The sequence below is a fragment of the Pseudarthrobacter phenanthrenivorans genome, from assembly GCF_000813845.1.
Taxonomy (GTDB): Bacteria; Actinomycetota; Actinomycetes; order Actinomycetales; family Micrococcaceae; genus Arthrobacter; species Arthrobacter phenanthrenivorans_B.
In genome coordinates, this window is the sequence record NZ_JWTB01000025.1 from 1 (window position 1) to 17,331 (window position 17,331).

General features: G+C 65.9%; 13 protein-coding genes and 1 pseudogene. 10 read left to right on the forward strand and 4 right to left on the reverse strand.

Going from position 1 to position 17,331, the window contains the following annotated elements; all coding sequences use genetic code 11:
* Together RM50_RS13605 and glyA are read right to left on the reverse strand one after the other, a co-directional pair.
* Positions 1 to 1,124 (reverse strand): sarcosine oxidase subunit beta family protein (locus RM50_RS13605; protein ID WP_043453602.1); only part of this gene is annotated, 1,124 nt, incomplete at its 3' end.
* Complete coding sequence (glyA, locus tag RM50_RS13610) at positions 1,121 to 2,461, reverse strand: serine hydroxymethyltransferase (RefSeq protein ID WP_043453607.1); 1,341 nt, start codon at positions 2,459 to 2,461, stop codon at positions 1,121 to 1,123. The genes RM50_RS13605 and glyA, both read right to left, overlap by 4 nt.
* A gap of 126 nt (positions 2,462 to 2,587) precedes the next feature.
* Here glyA and RM50_RS13615 point away from each other — a divergent pair, with 126 nt between their 5' ends.
* Entirely contained in the window at positions 2,588 to 3,256 is a 669-nt protein-coding gene (locus RM50_RS13615; RefSeq protein WP_043453611.1) for a GntR family transcriptional regulator, read from the forward strand.
* 36 nt (positions 3,257 to 3,292) lie between these two features.
* Here RM50_RS13615 and RM50_RS13620 read toward each other — a convergent pair whose 3' ends face one another.
* Entirely contained in the window at positions 3,293 to 4,498 is a 1,206-nt protein-coding gene (locus tag RM50_RS13620) for an ROK family transcriptional regulator (protein ID WP_043453614.1), read from the reverse strand.
* A gap of 89 nt (positions 4,499 to 4,587) precedes the next feature.
* On the opposite strand from RM50_RS13620, the gene RM50_RS13625 reads away from it, so the two are divergent.
* From RM50_RS13625 to RM50_RS13650, 6 genes and pseudogenes are all read left to right on the forward strand, one after another.
* Complete coding sequence (locus RM50_RS13625) at positions 4,588 to 5,865, forward strand: ABC transporter substrate-binding protein (protein WP_205622269.1); 1,278 nt, start codon at positions 4,588 to 4,590, stop codon at positions 5,863 to 5,865.
* 49 nt (positions 5,866 to 5,914) lie between these two features.
* A complete protein-coding gene (locus tag RM50_RS13630) occupies positions 5,915 to 6,844 on the forward strand; it encodes a carbohydrate ABC transporter permease (protein WP_205622272.1) in 930 nt (309 codons plus the stop codon).
* Positions 6,841 to 7,743, forward strand: coding sequence for a carbohydrate ABC transporter permease (locus tag RM50_RS13635; protein WP_043453621.1), 903 nt, complete (start codon positions 6,841 to 6,843; stop codon positions 7,741 to 7,743). The genes RM50_RS13630 and RM50_RS13635 overlap by 4 nt, the downstream gene beginning before the upstream one ends.
* Before the next feature lie 23 nt (positions 7,744 to 7,766).
* Positions 7,767 to 8,551, forward strand: a pseudogene (ppgK, locus tag RM50_RS13640) (polyphosphate--glucose phosphotransferase); the annotation flags it as partial.
* Positions 8,552 to 8,654: 103 nt separating this feature from the next.
* Positions 8,655 to 10,568 (forward strand): amylosucrase, encoded by a 1,914-nt coding sequence (locus RM50_RS13645; protein ID WP_043453623.1) that lies wholly within the window; start codon positions 8,655 to 8,657, stop codon positions 10,566 to 10,568.
* Between the two features lie 51 nt (positions 10,569 to 10,619).
* Positions 10,620 to 11,474 (forward strand): prephenate dehydratase, encoded by an 855-nt coding sequence (locus RM50_RS13650; RefSeq protein WP_043453626.1) that lies wholly within the window; start codon positions 10,620 to 10,622, stop codon positions 11,472 to 11,474.
* Here RM50_RS13650 and RM50_RS13655 read toward each other — a convergent pair.
* On the reverse strand, positions 11,447 to 13,369 hold the full coding sequence (locus tag RM50_RS13655; RefSeq protein WP_043453630.1) for an FAD-binding monooxygenase: 1,923 nt from the start codon (positions 13,367 to 13,369) through the stop codon (positions 11,447 to 11,449). The genes RM50_RS13650 and RM50_RS13655 overlap by 28 nt on opposite strands.
* A gap of 233 nt (positions 13,370 to 13,602) precedes the next feature.
* On the opposite strand from RM50_RS13655, the gene RM50_RS13660 reads away from it, so the two are divergent.
* The 3 genes from RM50_RS13660 to hpaE are packed head-to-tail and all read left to right on the forward strand — an operon-like array spanning position 13,603 to position 17,281.
* Complete coding sequence (locus RM50_RS13660; protein WP_043453741.1) at positions 13,603 to 15,066, forward strand: fumarylacetoacetate hydrolase family protein; 1,464 nt, start codon at positions 13,603 to 13,605, stop codon at positions 15,064 to 15,066.
* Positions 15,059 to 15,736, forward strand: a complete 678-nt coding sequence (locus RM50_RS13665) for a GntR family transcriptional regulator (RefSeq protein ID WP_043453633.1) — start codon at positions 15,059 to 15,061, stop codon at positions 15,734 to 15,736. Before RM50_RS13660 ends, RM50_RS13665 begins: the two co-directional genes overlap by 8 nt.
* A gap of 33 nt (positions 15,737 to 15,769) precedes the next feature.
* A complete protein-coding gene (gene hpaE / locus RM50_RS13670) occupies positions 15,770 to 17,281 on the forward strand; it encodes a 5-carboxymethyl-2-hydroxymuconate semialdehyde dehydrogenase (protein WP_043453636.1) in 1,512 nt (503 codons plus the stop codon).
* Positions 17,282 to 17,331 lie beyond the last annotated feature (50 nt).

A 17,331-nucleotide genomic window follows, 5' to 3' on the forward strand; every position in this document is an offset into this window, starting at 1 on the left:
GTGGCGATGGTGTGCGCGAAGGTCATGCCTGCGGCGGGGGTTCCCTTGAACCCGCCGGTCCCCCAGCCGCAGTTCACGAACATGTTCTCCACCGGTGTCAGGCCCACGATCGGGGACGCGTCCATGGTGGTGTCCACGATGCCGCCCCAGGTCCGGAGCACGTGGGCCCGGGCGAAGATGGGGAAGAGCTCGACGGCGGCCGCCATCTGCTGCTCGATCACGTGGAAGGAGCCGCGCTGGCCGTAGCCGTTGTAGGCGTCGACGCCGGCGCCCATGACAAGCTCGCCCTTGTGCGCCTGCGAGACGTAGACGTGGACGTGGTTGGACATGACCACCGTGGGGTGGACCGGTTCGTGCAGTTCGGACACCAGTGCCTGCAGCGGGTGGGACTGGATGGGCAGCTCGAAGCCTGCCATCCCGGCCAGGACCGAGCTGTGGCCGGCGGCGCACAGGCCCACTTTTTCGGTGTTGATGGTGCCGCGGTTGGTCTTGACGCCCACCACGCGGTCGCCGTCCTTGAGGAAGCCGGTCACTTCGCAGTTCTGGATGATGTCCACGCCCATCTCGTCGCACTTGCGGGCGAAGGCCCAGGCAACGTGGTCGTGCTTGGCGATGCCTGCGCGCGGCTGGTAGGTGGCGCCCATGACGGGGTAGCGGATGTTGTCGCGGATGTTCAGGATGGGGCAGAGTTCCTTGACCTGCTGCGGGTCCAGCCATTCGGCGTCCACGCCGTTGAGCTTGTTGGCCCCCACGCGGCGGATGCTCTCCCGCACGTCACCGAGGGTGTGGGCCAGGTTCATCACGCCGCGCTGGCTGAAGAGGAAGTCGTATTCGAGTTCCTCGGGCAGGATCTCCCACAGCTTGAGGGCGTGCTCGTAGATGGCGGCGCTCTCGTCCCAGAGGTAGTTGGAGCGGATGATGGTGGTGTTCCGGGCCATGTTTCCGCCGGCCAGCCAGCCCTTTTCCAGGACGGCGATGTTGGTCATGCCGTGGTTCTTGGCCAGGAAGTAGGCGGTGGCCAGGCCGTGGCCGCCGCCGCCGACGATGACGGCGTCGTAGGAGGACTTGGGCTCCGGGTTGCGCCAGAGGAAGTCCGGGTGCTCCGGAAGGTGATGGGTGCTCACTTGGCGGCTCCAATCAGGTCTGCCTCAGCACCGGCCAGGGTGGCGTCGTCGTTGAGGTGCGGGTAGAGGGGGAATTTTTCGGCCAGGGCCGTCACGCGTTCGCGGAGTTCGACGGCGGTGTCCCCGGGCAGGGTGCCGCTCCCGGCGGAGGCGATCAGCGCCGTGGCGATGATGTCGGCAACCTCGGTGAATTCGGCGGCGCCGAAGCCGCGGGCGGCGAGGGCGGGGGTGCCGATCCGGAGTCCGGAGGAGACCATCGGCGGGCGGGGATCGAACGGGACGGCGTTGCGGTTGACGGTGATGCCGATCTTGTGGAGGGCGTCCTCGCCCTGCTGGCCGTCGAGTTCGGAGTGGCGCAGGTCCACCAGGACCAGGTGCACGTCGGTGCCGCCGTTGACCACGGAGATGCCGGCGGCTGCAACATCATCCTGCAGCAGGCGTTCGGCCAGCAGCTTGGCGCCCTGCAGCACGCGTTCCTGGCGTTCCTTGAATTCGGGGGCTGCGGCCAGCTTGAAGGCCACGGCCTTGGCGGCGACCACGTGTTCCAGCGGTCCGCCCTGCTGGCCGGGGAAGACGGCGCTGTTGATCTTCTTGGCGTACTCTTCCTTGGCCAGGATCACGCCGCCGCGGGGGCCGCCCAGGGTCTTGTGGGTGGTGGTGGTGACCACGTCCGCGTAGGGGACGGGGTTGGGGTGCAGCCCTGCGGCCACCAGGCCGGCGAAGTGGGCCATGTCCACCATCAGGTAGGCGCCCACGAGGTCCGCGATGCGGCGGAATTCCGCGAAGTCCAGCTGCCGGGAGTAGGCGGACCAGCCGGCCACGATCAGCTTGGGCTTGTGCTCGAGGGCCAGGGCCTCCACCTCTGCCATATCGATGCGGAGGTCTTCTTCGCGGACGTGGTAGGGCACCACGTTGTACAGCTTGCCGGAGAAGTTGATCTTCATGCCGTGGGTGAGGTGTCCGCCGTGGGCCAGGGACAGGCCGAGGATGGTGTCGCCCGGGTTCAGCAGGGCGAACATGGCGGCGGCGTTGGCCTGCGCGCCTGAGTGCGGCTGGACGTTGGCAAATTCGGCGCCAAAGAGGGCCTTCACGCGGTCGATGGCCAGCTGCTCGATAACGTCCACGTGTTCGCAGCCACCGTAGTAGCGCTTGCCCGGGTAGCCCTCGGCGTACTTGTTGGTGAGGACCGATCCCTGGGCCTCCATCACTGCGGACGGAGCGAAGTTCTCCGAGGCAATCATTTCCAGCGTGGACTGCTGGCGGTGCAGTTCCTGTGCAACGGCGGCGGCGACGTCGGCGTCCACCGTGGCGAGCGAGGCGTTCAGTACGTCCTGCATGGTTCTCCTTCTAGGCCCTTTCGGAGTTACTGATCCATAACTGATCTGTAACTGATATATTAGAACTGACGTAATAGTATGTTGCAGATCACTAAGCAGTCAATAGCTACCTCGGGAAGGCTCGAAATGAGCGTCACACTGGAGAACCACCTCGCCGGGGACGGGGACCTCTCGCTCGCCGAGCAGGCCTACCGGCACCTTCGGGACCGCCTCATCATGCTGGACATCCGGCCGGGCGAGGCCATCAATGACGGCAAGCTCGCCGCCGAACTGGGCATCGGCCGCACGCCGGTCCGGGAGGCCCTCAAGCGCCTGGAAAGCGACCACCTGGTGGTGTCCTACCCGCGCCGCGGGACGTTCGCCACCGTCGTCGACATCACCGAGCTTGCTGATGTCTCCGAACTCCGCGAATCGCTGGAACCCCTGGCCGCCCGCCGCGCCGCGAAGCTGGCCACCCCGGCGATCCGGGCGGAGATCCGGGAAACCGCCAAGGCGATCGCCGCAATGGACCCGGACGGCGACCCCTACGACCTCATGCGCTATGACATCAATGTGCACCGGCTGATCTACAAGGCGGCGGCCAACACGCACCTCGAAGACGTGCTGATCCGCTATGACAACCTGGCCACCCGCATCTGGTGCATGGTGCTTGAAAAGGTGCCCTCCGTCGCGGAGCATATCTCCGAGCACGTGGAGCTGCTGGAGGCAGTGGCCGACGGCGATTCCGAACGGGCAGGCAAGCTCGCCCTGGAGCACGTGACCAGTTTCGAGCAGGCCATCCGAAGCGTCCTGTAGGCCGCAGCCCCGTCACGATACCCCCAGGGCGCCCCGTCAGGAGCGCGCAGCCCTGGGATGGAAGGACGTTGGTTCCTGCCTGATCCGCGCCAGGGCGGACTCCACAGCACCCCGGACCACAGCTTCTGCCCCGAGGCGGCTCGCCACGAGGGCCGGAACCGGAAGGCCGGAGTCCGTGGGCAGCAGGCTGCGCGCGTGTTCCAGGACCGGCTCGATGGCACGTGCTATTCCGCCTGCTATGACGACGCGCTCGATGTCGAGAAGACTGGAAAGCACCACCGCGATCCGTGCGAGCCGTTCACCCAGCCTGGCGATGATATCCATGGCAAACGGGTCTCCCCTGCGGGCCGCGTCGAAGACGTCCTCCGCCTTGATGCCAGCTTCCGGCACCTGCCGCAAAACGGTGGGTCCGTCGTAGGCATGGATCCGGGCACGCGCCCATTTCCGCGCAAGGGCCCCCAACCCGTCCGAGCCCCCCTCATCGGGTACGAGCTTGTTATCCACGGCACCCAGGAACCGCATCTCACCGGCGCCACCCCGGCTTCCCCGCATCAGTCGACCATCCACGATCAGGCCGGCACCAAACCGCTCCCCGGACAGCAAGGTGGCCACGTTGGCCGACGGCTCCTGCGCCTGCTCGGCAATTGCGGCGAGGTTCGCGTCATTTTCGACAACAACCCTGCCGGGAAGGAGCGGGGCGAACCCGGAGTTCATCAAAGTCCAGAATTCCCCTCCGCCAGGGGACATCCCATCCACATCCACCGGCGCGGGAACGCCAACCACCGTGACCAGGACGTCGCCGGCGTCGCAGCCGGCATCCTCGAGTGCCCGGCTGACCAGCTCCTGCGCGCGCACCCCGCGGCCGGCCCTGCCCAGCACGTGCGAGTCAATGCCGAGACGCCGCTTGCCAAGCTCACGGCCGCGAAGGTCGGCCACCATGGCGGTGAGGTGGCTTTCGCCGGCGTCCAGCCCGACCACCACACCCGCTTCCTCACGCAGCTGGTAGCGGCGGGCCGGGCGCCCCTTGTTCGTCCGTGCGGCATTGTCTCCGTCGGTCACTTCCTCCAGCCAGCCCGCGTCGACCAGGCCGTCGCAGACGCCGAGCACGGTGGCGCGGGTCAGCCCGGTTGCGTCCATGGCCGACCCTGCGGTGAAGATTTCCTCCTGGAGGGCGTAACGCAACAGTGCATCTGAGTTTATTTGCCGCAGCAGCTGGGTCGAACTTGCGGTGGCTTCCTTCATCTCTTGACGATATCCCCATCCTCGGGCATCCTCATTTAGGTCCTAAATATAAGATCCAAATAAATCTAGTTCGAGAGCTTCAGGAGCCGATGTTGCCACCTTTGCCGTCCGTCGGGACGCCACTCTCCCGACGTACTTTCCTTGCCGCGGCCGGAGGTGCGCTTACGGCTTTAGGCTTGGCCGGATGCGCCACGGCTGAATCCAGGCCAACCATTACGTTCCACCAGTCGAAACCGGAAGCAGTCCCGTACTTCCGCGACCTGGCAGCGAAGTTCACGGCATCGCAGGACCGGTTCCGCGTCCTGCACGATATGGCAACGAACCTTTCCGCCAGTTTCGTCCGCAGCAGTCCCCCGGACCTGGGCTGCCTCAACTACAACCTGGAGATGGCCCGGTTCATGGAGCGCGGCGCCCTTTCGGACCTTTCCGATCTCCCCGAAGCGGATTCCATCCGGGACGACGTACTCGACCTCACCAATTGGTATCCCACCTACGCAGGCCGGACCAGCGTCATCCCCTACTCGGTCATGGCCGCGTCCGTGATCTACAACCGCCGCATTTTCGAAGAGCACGGCCTGGCCGTCCCAACCACGTGGAACGAACTGATCGAGGTGTGTGAACGGCTCAAGGCGGCTGGCATAACCCCCATCTACGGCACATTCCGGGACCCTTGGACCGTGGCGCAGGGCATGTTCGACTACACGGTCGGCGGCATGGTGGACGTCCGGGCCTTTTATCAGAAGATGCACGGAACCGGCGAAAACGTCGGCCCGGGTTCCGAGGTGTCTTTCCAGAAGACGCTGCTGGAACCGGTGCGGCGCATGGTCCAGCTGACCGGCTACGTCAATCCCGATGCGTCCAGCCGCGGCTACGGGGATGGAAACACCGCCATGGCACAGGGCCAGGCCGCAATGTATTTCCAGGGGCCATGGGCCTTCGGGGAAATCGAAAAGGCCGGCACGGACGTAGACCTCGGCACGTTCCCGCTGCCCATGACCGATGACCCCGCCGACCTCAAGGTGCGCGTGAACATCGACCTCTCGCTCTGGGTTCCGGAAGCCGCGAACGGACAGGAGGGCGCACGTGCCTTCCTTCAATACCTTCTGCAGCCGGAAATCCAGGACCCGTACAACGCCAAATTCCTGGGGTTTGGCACGGCCAAGGACGCGCCGCCGGTCGCGGACCCCCGGATTGTCGAGATGCAGAAGTACTACGACGAGGGCCGGTTCTACATGGGCGCCTCACAGTTCATCCCGAACACCATTCCCGCCGCCAACTACATCCAATCGATCATCGGTGGCGCCGATCCCGAGAGCACCCTGCGTCGGATGGACGCTGACTGGGCCAGCCTGGCGTTCCGGGCGTAATCACAATTCCCTATCCGATGCACGAAACGAGGATTCACCCATGTCATCAATGACGAAACCCGCCACCCGGGCGGTGGTGACGGACCCGGCAGGGATGAAGGCGGCCAGCATGCGCAAGAGCCGGGTCGACCCGCTCTACTACTTGTTCCTCTTCCCTTCCCTGCTGATCTTCACCCTCGCCGTCACGCTCCCCGCTGTGCTCGGATTCATCTACAGCTTCACGAACTCCGTTGGCTTCGGTGACTTCGGTTTCATCGGCGTCCGGAACTTCATCGCAGTCTTCCGCGACGAAGGAATCCTCGGTGCCTACGGATTCACGCTCGCCTTTTCGCTGGTGACAGTCATCGTCGTGAATGTCCTGGCCTTCCTCCTGGCCCTGGGACTGACGGCACGTGTCCGCTTCCGCACCGCCCTCCGCACGGTGTTCGTGATCCCGATGGTGATCTCCGGCATCGTCATCGCCTTCGTCTTCCAGTACCTTTTCTCGAATTCGCTGCCCCTGCTGGGCAAGGGCCTGGGGATCGAACCCCTTGCTTCGAGCATCCTCGCCAACCCGGACCTGGCCTGGCTGGGCATCGTGTTCGTCACCGCGTGGCAGTCCGTCCCGAGCGCCATGCTGATCTACATCGCCGGGCTCCTGACGGTCCCGCCGGAGGTCTATGAGGCGAGCTCCATCGACGGCGCATCCCCCTGGCACAACCTGCGCCACATCACCCTGCCGCTCGTTGCCGGGTACGCCGTGATCAATACGGTGCTCGGCTTCAAGAACTACCTCAACGCCTATGACATCATCGTCGGCCTGACGGACGGCGGCCCCGGGGTGGCGACCCGCAGCGTCGCGATGGCGATCTTCCGTGGCTTCGAAGGCGGCGATTACGCCTACCAGATGGCCAATGCCGTGATCTTCTTCCTCATCAGCGTGGCCATCGCGCTCATCCAACTCCGCTTCACCCGTGGCAAAGGAGGGATCGCAGCATGAGCACGGCGACCCGCACCGTCCCCGCAGAACCAGTGACCCCAGGATCAACCACCTCAGGCCAGCGCCGGCCCCGTACCGGCCGGGAGCGCACCAATTGGCCCGCCACCGTCATCCTCATCGTCTGCACCCTTGCGGTGCTGGTTCCCCTGTACGTCACCATCAGCATGGCGTTCAAGACCACCGGCCAGGCTGTGGACGGCAATGCCTTTTCGCTGCCCGGTCCACTGACCCTCGACAGTTTCGCCCAGGCCTGGACGCTCACGAACTTTCCCCGCGGGTTCGCGATCTCGGTGTTTGTGTCCGTGACCGCAGTCATCGGCGAGATCGTCGTTTCGGCGCTGGCGGCCTACGCAATCGTCCGCAACTGGGACCGGCGCCTCTTCCGCTGGTCCTTTTTCTACCTGCTCGCGGCCATGTTCATTCCGTTCCCCGTGGTGGCGCTGCCGCAGATCCAACTCACCGGCCTCGTCGGACTGGACAATCCCCTCGGCGTCGCAATCCTGCACATCGTCTTTGCCCTGGCGTTCAACACGATGCTCTTCACCGCTTTCCTGCGCTCGATCCCGCTGGAGTTGGAGGAAAGCATGCGGATGGACGGGGCCGGCACCTGGCAGGTGTTCTGGCGGCTCATCTTCCCCCTGCTCGGACCCATGAGCGCCACCGTGGGCATTTTCGCCTTCATCGGATCCTGGAACGACTTCATGATGCCGTCACTGATCATTTCCGATCCTGAACTCCAGACCATTCCCGTGCTGCAGAAGATCTTCCAGACGCAGTTCAGCAACAGCTACAACGTGGCTTTCGCCTCCTACCTGATGGCCATGGCACCGGCGATCATTGTCTACCTGTTGACCCAACGCTGGGTCATGTCCGGCCTCACCCAGGGCGCAGTCAAGTGACCCAGCCACGTGGACAGGCAGTCATGGAACTGGGCGTCCCGTCCCCCGCGGCCGTCGTCGACGCTCCGGGTGGCCCGGATGTCCTGATCGGAATCGACGTCGGCGGAACGTGGATCAAAGGGGCCGCCATCGACCTGGGCGATGGCAGGCCTGCCGGTGGGGTCCGGCGCCTCCCGACGCCACCGGCAGGGTTGATGATGTTGCGGAAACGCTGGAGCATCTCATCCGCGAACTCGAGGGCGACAGCCCGGAGCAGCGCGGCCGCGCTGTCGGCGTCGCCGTTCCCTCGATAATCCAGCGGGGAGTGGCCCGGTCCGCGGCGAACATGGACGGCGGCTGGATCGGGTTGGATGTCCAGTCTCATCTGCAGTCCCGGCTCGGCAGGCCCGTTTGCCTGGTGAACGACGCCGACGCAGCCGGCATCGCAGAAGCCCGGTATGGCGCGGGCAGAGGTAAGCACGGCGTCGTCCTGGTCCTGACCCTGGGGACGGGTATCGGATCGGCGCTCATCGTTGACGGCAGGCTGGTGCCCAACATCGAGTTGGGCCACTTGGAGATCGAGGGCCGCAAGGCGGAGTCCGGGACATCGGCCGTGGCCCGCGAAACTGAAGGCCTCAGCTGGCAGGCGTATGCCGGCAGGCTGCAACGGTACCTGGCCCATGTGGAGTTTCTCTTCTCGCCCGATCTGATCATCATCGGCGGCGGAATTTCAGCGTGCAGCGACGAGTACCTCCCGCGCCTTGCACTGCGGACCCCGATCATTCCTGCACGCCTGGAGAACGCTGCAGGCGCCGTAGGCGCCGCCCTGCACGCCGGCGGTATGATCACGGCCGCAGGCAGCGAAAGTGACGTGGAATACTTCGGTACAGATACCGCAGGATGCGCCCGCGGTGGGCGGAAGGGGCTGTTGCATGCAGGGAACGGTTAACGAAGACGAAGAGGCGCGCCGGCATGTGCTGTCCGCTGTAGTACGGGAACGCGAACTCGGCCTGCGTCCGGACGCGGACTTTGACCGGCGCCTCGAAGAGCACTTCCCCACCCTCCGCAGCCTGTTCCACTCCCTGTACGGCGCACGCCGGGACTGGCTGGACCAGCTCTCCGCCCTGGTGGTCCAGAGCGCACGGTCCTGGCAGGAGCGCCCCCAGGATTTGAAGGCCCTCGACGCGGAACGGGAAGGTAACCCTGACTGGTTCCAGTCCAACCGCATGCTCGGCGGCGTCTGCTATGTGGACCGCTATGCCGAGAGCCTGGAGGGGGTGCGGGCCCGCATTCCCTATTTCAAGGAGCTGGGCCTGACCTACCTGCACCTCATGCCCCTGTTTTTGGCGCCCGAGCCCCACTCGGACGGCGGTTACGCGGTCTCCAGCTACCGCCAGGTCAACCCGAAACTGGGCTCCATGGAGCAACTGCGCAGCCTCGCCGCCGAACTGAAGGCCAACGGGATCAGCCTGGTGGTGGACTTCATCTTCAACCACACCTCCGATGAACACGAGTGGGCCCGCAAGGCGGCAGCCGGAGACCCGGAGTACAGCGACTACTACTGGATCTTCCCGGACCGCACCATGCCCGACGCGTTCGAGGCCAACGTGCGCGAGATCTTCCCCGAGAACCATTCCGGGTCCTTCATCCAGATGGAGGACGGCCGGTGGGTCTGGGCTACGTTCCACACCTACCAGTGGGACCTGAACTACTCCAACCCGGACGTGTTCCGGGCCATGGCAGGAGAAATGCTGTTCCTGGCCAACCAGGGCGTGGACATCCTCCGCATGGATGCCGTGGCCTTCATCTGGAAGCAGCTGGGCACCCCCTGCGAGAACCTGCCCCAGGCGCACACCCTGCTGCGGGCCTTCAACGCCGTGTGCCGGCTGGCAGCGCCGTCGCTGCTGTTCAAGTCCGAGGCCATCGTGCACCCGGACGAGGTGGCGCTCTACATCGACCCCAAGGAGTGCCAGCTTTCCTACAACCCGCTGCAGATGGCACTCATCTGGGAGTCCCTGGCCACCCGGGACACTTCGCTCCTGGCCCAGGCACTGGAACGGCGGCACAACATCCCGGACGGTACCGCCTGGGTGAACTACGTCCGCAGCCACGACGACATCGGCTGGACCTTCGCGGACGAGGACGCGGCGGAGCTGGGCATCAACGGCTTCGACCACCGACGCTTCCTGAACTCCTTCTACGTCAACCGGTTCCCCGGCAGCTTTGCGCGCGGCGTCCCCTTCCAGGACAACCCAAAGACCGGGGACTGCCGGATTTCCGGCACGACGGCGTCCCTGTGCGGCATGGAGGTCAACCCGGCCGAGGCGGTGGAACGGATCCTCCTGGCCCACTCGGTGCCGTTCAGCACCGGCGGCATCCCGCTGCTGTACCTGGGCGACGAGGTGGGGCAGGTTAACGACTACGGGTACGCCTCCGAGCCGGGCCATGAAGAGGACAGCCGCTGGGTGCACCGCCCCCACTTCCCCGCTGACCAGTACGCCCGGCGGGAAGACCCTTCCACGCCCGGGGGCGCTGTCTACGCAGGACTGAAGCGGATGATCGAGGTCCGCAGCGGCACCCCCGAACTGGCAGGCACCACGCTGGTCGATTTCGCCACCCACAACCGGTCGGTGCTCGCGTACCAGCGGCCGGGCGAGGTGGAGGGCGGCAGCACCATCCTGGCGCTGGCGAACTTTAGCGACTCCGCCCAGGCCCTGCCGGCGGAAACCTTCGGCGGTTTCGCTCCTGCCGCCGTCGACCTTCTCTCCGAGGCAACCCTGACGCTGGACGACGGCGTGACGCTCCTCCCCCGGCAATACCTCTGGCTGCGCGTCACTCCGCGGTAATCGGGAGCCGGCGATTGGGACCTGGCACCGGGGCGTGAAACCATACGGATCATGGCCTCCAAGATTGCGTACCAGGGTGAGCCCGGCGCCAACTCCAATATCGCGTGTCAGCAGATGTTCCCGGACATGGAAAGTGTGCCGTGCGCCAGCTTCGAGGACGCCTTTGAGCTGGTGACCACCGGCGAGGCGGACCTGGCCATGATCCCCATCGAGAACTCCATCGCGGGCCGGGTCGCGGACATCCACATCCTGCTGCCGCAGTCCAACCTGCAGATCGTGGGCGAGTACTTCCTGCCCATCCATTTCGACCTGCTGGGTATCCCGGGCAGCACCATCGAAGGCGCCACCGAGGTGCACAGCCACATCCACGCACTGGGCCAGTGCCGGAAGCTGATCCGCGAGCACGGCCTCAAGCCCGTCATCGCCGGCGACACCGCAGGGTCCGCCCGCGAGGTGGCCGAGTGGAACAATCCCCGCAAGCTTTCCCTCGCTCCCCCGCTGGCCGCGCAGATCTACGGTTTGGACGTGCTGGCCTCGCGCGTGGAGGACGATCCCTCCAACACCACCCGCTTTGTGGTCCTGGCCCGGGAAACGGCACTGCCGGCCCGGGATGAACTTCCCGGACCGGCAGTCACCAGCTTCGTGTTCCGCGTCCGCAACGTGCCCTCCGCCCTGTACAAGGCACTGGGCGGCTTCGCCACCAACGGCGTGAACATGACCCGCCTGGAGAGCTACATGGTGGGCAATGAGTTCGCCGCCACCATGTTCATGGCCGACGTTGAAGGCCACCCCGGGGACCTGCCGCTGAAACTGGCCCTCGAGGAACTGGACTTCTTCACCACCGAGGTGCGGATCCTTGGCGTGTATCCGGCGGCCGACTACCGGGCGGCGGCTGCCACGGCCTGACGCGGCTTGGCCGGCGTGGCCTGCAGTACCGGTGCAAAGAACGCGCCGAGTTCCGCGGTTGCCGTCAGCGGCAGGACGTTGGCAACGTACTGGTCCGGGCGGACCACCACCACCACACCGTTGCGGTCCAGTCCGCGCAGGTCGAAGATGTCCGCCGTGGGATCCGTGGCGTAGACCTTTTCGTAGTCGGTCAGCTTGAACGGGCCCACCAGCGGTTTGAAGACGGCCGGCACCGAGCTGATATCGACGGCGGTGTGCGGCTGCTGGTAAATGACCTTCAGGTCGAACCACGCGTCCGGGTCGGCGCCGGCAGGGGTGGCGGCCAGCGGAGACTCGGGCGAATTGGCAAACCACTCGGCGAGCATGTCCGTGGCGGAGCCTGTGCCGGGCAGGGCGGAATCGGCGAACACGTAGATCCGCCAGCGCCCGTCAGCGGTGGCGTGGTGGCCAAGATGGATCGGGTTGGTATCGCCCACGCGGACCACGGGCGCCGATTTGAAGCGCTTCCCCACCGGGAAGCCGGTGGCCAGGTCCTGGTGGTCCGCCGGACCAACGATCAGGGAGGGCGTGTACTGGGTCATGAAGCCGGCAGGGAATTCCGCGGTCTGCACGTAGAAGTCCTCGAGGTCGGACGGGTGCTCGAACTCCTCTGGCTTCTTGGCCATCATGGTGGACCATTCCTTGTCGAAGTCGATCAGGTTCTTGGCCACCACCTGGCGTTCCTCGGAGTAGGTGGTCAGCAGGCTTTCCGGGCTGCGGCCCTCGAGGACGTGGCCCAGCTTCCAGGCGATGTTGAAGCCGTCCTGCATGGAGACGTTCATGCCCTGGCCGGCCTTGGCGCTGTGGGTGTGGCAGGCGTCGCCGGTGATGAACACCCGGGGAGTCCGGGTGCCGCGCTCCTCCGGCAGGACGTCGTCGAACCTGTCCGTGAGGCGGTGGCCCACCTCGTACACGCTGTGCCAGGCGATGTTCCGGACGTCCAGGGTGTAGGGGTGGAGGATCGCGTTGGCCTTGGCGATGATCTCCTCGATGCTGGTATTGCGCACCGAGTGCTGGCTGGCGGGATCGACCTCGCCCAGGTCCACGTACATGCGGAAAAGGTGGCCGCCTTCGCGCGGGATGAGCAGGATGCTGCCCTCGGCGCCCTGGATGGCGCACTTGGTCCGGATGTCCGGGAAGTCCGTGACCGCCAGCGCGTCCATGACGCCCCAGGCGTGGTTGGCCTGGTCGCCCGCCAGCGTGCAGCCGATGGCCTGGCGCACCTTACTGCGGGCGCCGTCGGCACCCACCACGTACTTGGCGCGGACGGTGCGCTCCTGGCCCTCGCTGGGTCCGGCCGTGTGGCGGAGCGTCACGGTGACCGGGTAGTCGCCCTCCCGGGCAACGGTCAGACCCTGGAATTCGTAGCCGTAATCGGGCTTGAGGCGGGTGGGCGAATTTGCGGCGAACTCAGCGAAGTAGTCCAGCACGCGGGCCTGGTTCACGATGAGGTGCGGGAATTCACTGATCCCCATCTCGTCATCTACCGCGCGGGCAGTCCGGATGATGTTGGCGTGGTTGGCAGGGTCCGGCTTCCAGAAGGCCATTTCGGTGATCCGGTAGGCCTCGGCGATGATGCGCTCGGCGAAACCGAAGGCCTGGAAGGTCTCCACGCTGCGCGCCTGGATGCCGTCGGCCTGCCCGATGGCGAGCCGGCCGGGGCGGCGTTCGATGATCCGGGTGGTGATGTTGGGGAACATGGAGAGCTGCGCGGCGGCAAGCATTCCGGCGGGGCCGGTGCCGACGATGAGCACGTCCACTTCCTCCGGAAGCTCTTCGGGGCGGTCAAGGCCAACGCCTGCCGCGGGCTGGACACGGGGGTCGCCGGATACGTATCCGTGGTGGTGGAACTGCACGGGATGTCCTCACTTCGTCGTGGCTGGAACTCGATCACTAGTTGTTCTATATCAGAACATCCGATTCGATAATCGAAACATAGGTCTTGGCATCCACTGTACGCCTCCTGTGATCCAGGCGACAAGTACTCCGGGCGGGTGGCCGGGGAGAGGCGGAAATCCAAGGGTTGACGGACGTCGATGGATGGGTAATAGTGATCGTATACGATTTCGTACCTGATGAGGAGAAGGCTTTGGAGCAGGTCAACGGCGACACCCTGGCAGCAGCACGCAAGGTGATCGCGGTGCACATCAACTACCCCAGCCGGGCTGCCCAGCGCGGCCGTACCCCGGCGCAGCCGTCCTACTTCCTCAAGCCTTCCAGCTCGCTGGCACTGACGGGAAGCCCAGTTGAGCGCCCGGCCGGCTGTGAACTGCTCGGCTACGAGGGCGAGATCGCCCTGGTGATCGGCAAGGCCGCCCGCCGCGTTTCGATTGAGGACGCCTGGAGCCACGTCGCCGCCGTCACCGCCAGCAACGACCTTGGCGTCTATGACCTGCGCTGGGCGGACAAGGGCTCCAACCTCAGGTCCAAGGGCGGGGACGGGTTCACGCCGGTGGGCCCGGCACTTCTTCCGGCAGACGCCGTCGACCCTTCCCGGCTGCGGATCCGCACCTGGCACAACGGTGACCTGGTGCAGGACGACACCACCGCGGACCTGCTCTTCCCGTTCGCCCGCCTGGTGGCGGACCTGTCCCAGCTGCTCACCCTCGAAGAAGGGGACATCATCCTCACCGGCACGCCCGCCGGGGCATCCGTAGCAAAGCCGGGCGACGTGCTGGAAGTCGAGGTCGGTACCGTTGACGGCACCCTCACCACGGGCCGGCTGGTCACCACCGTTGAGGAAGGCACGACGGCGTTCGCGGACTTTGGTGCCCAGCCCAAGGTTGACGACCTGCAGCGGGAGGAAGCGTACGGGTCCCGGGAAGCTGCCGGCCTGGCGGCCCCTGCGGGTGTTCTGTCCCCGGAGTTGAAGGCCAAGCTTGAGTCCGTGGCCACCGCCACCCTGTCTTCCCAGATGCGCAAGCGCGGCCTTAACAACGTCAGCATTGACGGGCTGCAGGCCACCCGCCCGGACCGGCGCGTGGTGGGCGTGGCCCGCACCCTGCGGTATGTCCCCAACCGGGAAGACCTCTTTAAGACCCACGGCGGCGGCTTCAACGCCCAGAAGCGCGCCATCGACTCCGTCAACGAAGGTGAAATCCTGGTCATGGAGGCCCGCGGCGAGAAGGGCACCGGCACCGTGGGCGACATCCTGGCCCTCCGCGCCCAGGTCCGCGGCGCCGCCGCCATCATCACCGACGGCGGGGTCCGCGACTACTCCGCCGTGGCAGACCTTGAGATGCCCACCTACTTCGCCAACCCGCACCCCGCGGTGCTGGGCCGCCGCCACATCCCGTGGGACACCGACATCACCATCGCCTGCGGTGGTGCCACGGTACAGCCCGGCGACATCATCGTGGCCGATTCGGACGGCATCCTGGTCATCCCGCCGGCCATCGCCGAAGAGCTGGTGGAGGACTGCATCCAGCAGGAAAAGGAGGAGGCGTTCATCTTCGAGATGGTCAAGCAGGGCAACAGCGTGGACGGCCTCTACCCGATGAACACCGAGTGGCAGGAACGCTACAAGGACTGGGCAGGAAAAAACGATGACTGAGACAGCCCTTACCGAGGCGGCCGCCACCCCCGGCAGCAAGTCGGAACAGGCGTACCAGGCCGTCAAGGGCCGGATCGTGGAGGGCACCTACACTCCCGGCTACCGGCTGGTGCTGGGTTCCATCGCCAAGGACCTGGGCTTCAGCGTGGTACCGGTCCGGGAAGCCATCCGCCGGCTCGAAGCCGAGGGCCTGGTGACGTTCGAACGCAACGTCGGCGCCACCGTCGCCGGGATCGACCCCACCGAATACCTCTACACCATGCAGACCCTGAGCATCGTGGAAGGCGCCGCCACCGCCCTGTCCGCGCCGCTGATCGACGCCGCCGCCATCGCCCGGGCCCGCGCCGTGAACCAGGAGATGCGTGACTGCCTGGACCACTTCGATCCGGTCCGGTTCACCCAGCTCAACCAGGACTTCCACTCCGTCCTGTTCGAACACTGCCCCAACCCGCACATCCTGGACCTGGTGCACCGCGGCTGGAACCGGCTCGCTTCGCTCCGGTCCTCCACCTTCCGCTTCGTCCCCGGCCGTGCCCGTGACTCCGTGGAGGAACACGAAAACCTGCTGAAGCTCATCGAAACCGGAGCCGACGCAGAACAGATCGAAAAAGCCGCCAGGCTCCACCGTTCCGCCACCCTGGACGCGTACCTGGCCCAAACCAACCACTGACCCACTGACATCCACCCAGTTAGGACTTCAACGATGACGACCTCGGTAGAAACCAGCAAGCACTACATTCCCGAAGACCTGCCCACCCACATCCAGCACTACATCAACGGCCAGTTCGTCGACTCCGTGGGCGGCAAGACCTTCGATGTCCTGGACCCGGTCTCCAACCGGAACTACGCCACCGCCGCGGCCGGCCAGAAAGAGGACATCGACCTCGCCGTCGCCGCCGCCCGCGACGCCTTCACCAACGGTCCGTGGCCGAAGATGAAGCCCCGCGAGCGCGCCCGCGTCCTGAACCGGATCGCCGACGCCGTCGAAGCCCAGGAAGCACGGCTGGCCGAACTGGAGACCTTCGACACCGGCCTGCCCATCACCCAGGCCAAGGGCCAGGCCCTGCGCGCCGCCGAGAACTTCCGTTTCTTCGCGGACCTGATCGTGGCCCAGTTCGATGACGCCATGAAGGTCCCCGGCTCGCAGATCAACTACGTCAACCGCAAGCCGATCGGCGTGGCAGGCCTGATCACGCCGTGGAACACGCCGTTCATGCTGGAGTCCTGGAAGCTCGCCCCGGCGCTGGCCACCGGCAACACCGTGGTCCTCAAGCCCGCCGAGTTCACCCCGCTGTCCGCCTCGCTGTGGGCCACCATCTTCAAGGACGCGGGCCTGCCCGACGGCGTCTTCAACCTGGTCAACGGCCTGGGTGAGGAAGCCGGCGACGCGCTGGTCAAGCACCCGGACGTTCCGCTGATCTCCTTCACCGGCGAGACCACCACCGGCCAGACGATCTTCCGCAACGCAGCCGCCAACCTCAAGGGCCTGTCCATGGAACTCGGCGGCAAGTCCCCGTGCGTGGTGTTCGCCGACGCGGACCTGGACGCCGCGATCGACTCCGCCCTGTTCGGCGTCTTCTCCCTCAACGGCGAACGCTGCACCGCCGGCTCCCGCATCCTGGTGGAGCGCGCCATCTACGACGAATTCTGCGAAAAGTACGCCGCCCGGGCAAAGAACATCGTGGTGGGCGATCCCCACGACCCCAAGACCCAGGTGGGCGCCCTGGTCCACCCGGAACACTACGAAAAGGTGGCCTCCTACGTGGAAATCGGCAAGTCCGAAGGCCGGCTGCTGGCCGGCGGCGGCCGCCCCGGCCATCTGCCCGAAGGCAACTACATCGCACCCACGGTGTTCGCCGACGTCGCCCCCGACGCCCGGATCTTCCAGGAGGAGATCTTCGGACCCGTCGTGGCCATCACCCCGTTCGAGAACGACGACGAGGCCCTCGCCCTGGCCAACAACACCAAGTACGGCCTGGCCGCCTACATCTGGACCCAGAACCTGACCCGCGCCCACAACTTCTCGCAGAACGTCGAGGCCGGCATGGTGTGGCTGAACAGCCACAACGTCCGCGACCTGCGCACCCCGTTCGGCGGCGTCAAGGCTTCCGGCCTGGGCCACGAGGGCGGCTACCGCTCCATCGACTTCTACACCGACCAGCAGGCCGTGCACATCACCCTCGGTACCGTCCACACCCCCAAATTCGGCGCCTAAGCCAGCCGGCCGCCGTCGTACCTTCCAAGCCCCTTTCAAAGAAGAGAGAC

Bases quoted from the DNA above. Each gene is read 5' to 3' on its own strand.
- hpaE (WP_043453636.1), top strand. From the start codon at position 15,770: ATGACGACCTCGGTAGAAACCAGCAAGCACTACATTCCCGAAGACCTG.
- glyA (WP_043453607.1), bottom strand. From the start codon at position 2,461: ATGCAGGACGTACTGAACGCCTCGCTCGCCACGGTGGACGCCGACGTC.
- RM50_RS13630 (WP_205622272.1), top strand. From the start codon at position 5,915: ATGACGAAACCCGCCACCCGGGCGGTGGTGACGGACCCGGCAGGGATG.
- RM50_RS13645 (WP_043453623.1), top strand. From the start codon at position 8,655: ATGCAGGGAACGGTTAACGAAGACGAAGAGGCGCGCCGGCATGTGCTG.
- RM50_RS13635 (WP_043453621.1), top strand. From the start codon at position 6,841: ATGAGCACGGCGACCCGCACCGTCCCCGCAGAACCAGTGACCCCAGGA.
- RM50_RS13625 (WP_205622269.1), top strand. From the start codon at position 4,588: ATGTTGCCACCTTTGCCGTCCGTCGGGACGCCACTCTCCCGACGTACT.
- RM50_RS13620 (WP_043453614.1), bottom strand. From the start codon at position 4,498: ATGAAGGAAGCCACCGCAAGTTCGACCCAGCTGCTGCGGCAAATAAAC.
- RM50_RS13615 (WP_043453611.1), top strand. From the start codon at position 2,588: ATGAGCGTCACACTGGAGAACCACCTCGCCGGGGACGGGGACCTCTCG.
- RM50_RS13665 (WP_043453633.1), top strand. From the start codon at position 15,059: ATGACTGAGACAGCCCTTACCGAGGCGGCCGCCACCCCCGGCAGCAAG.
- RM50_RS13650 (WP_043453626.1), top strand. From the start codon at position 10,620: ATGGCCTCCAAGATTGCGTACCAGGGTGAGCCCGGCGCCAACTCCAAT.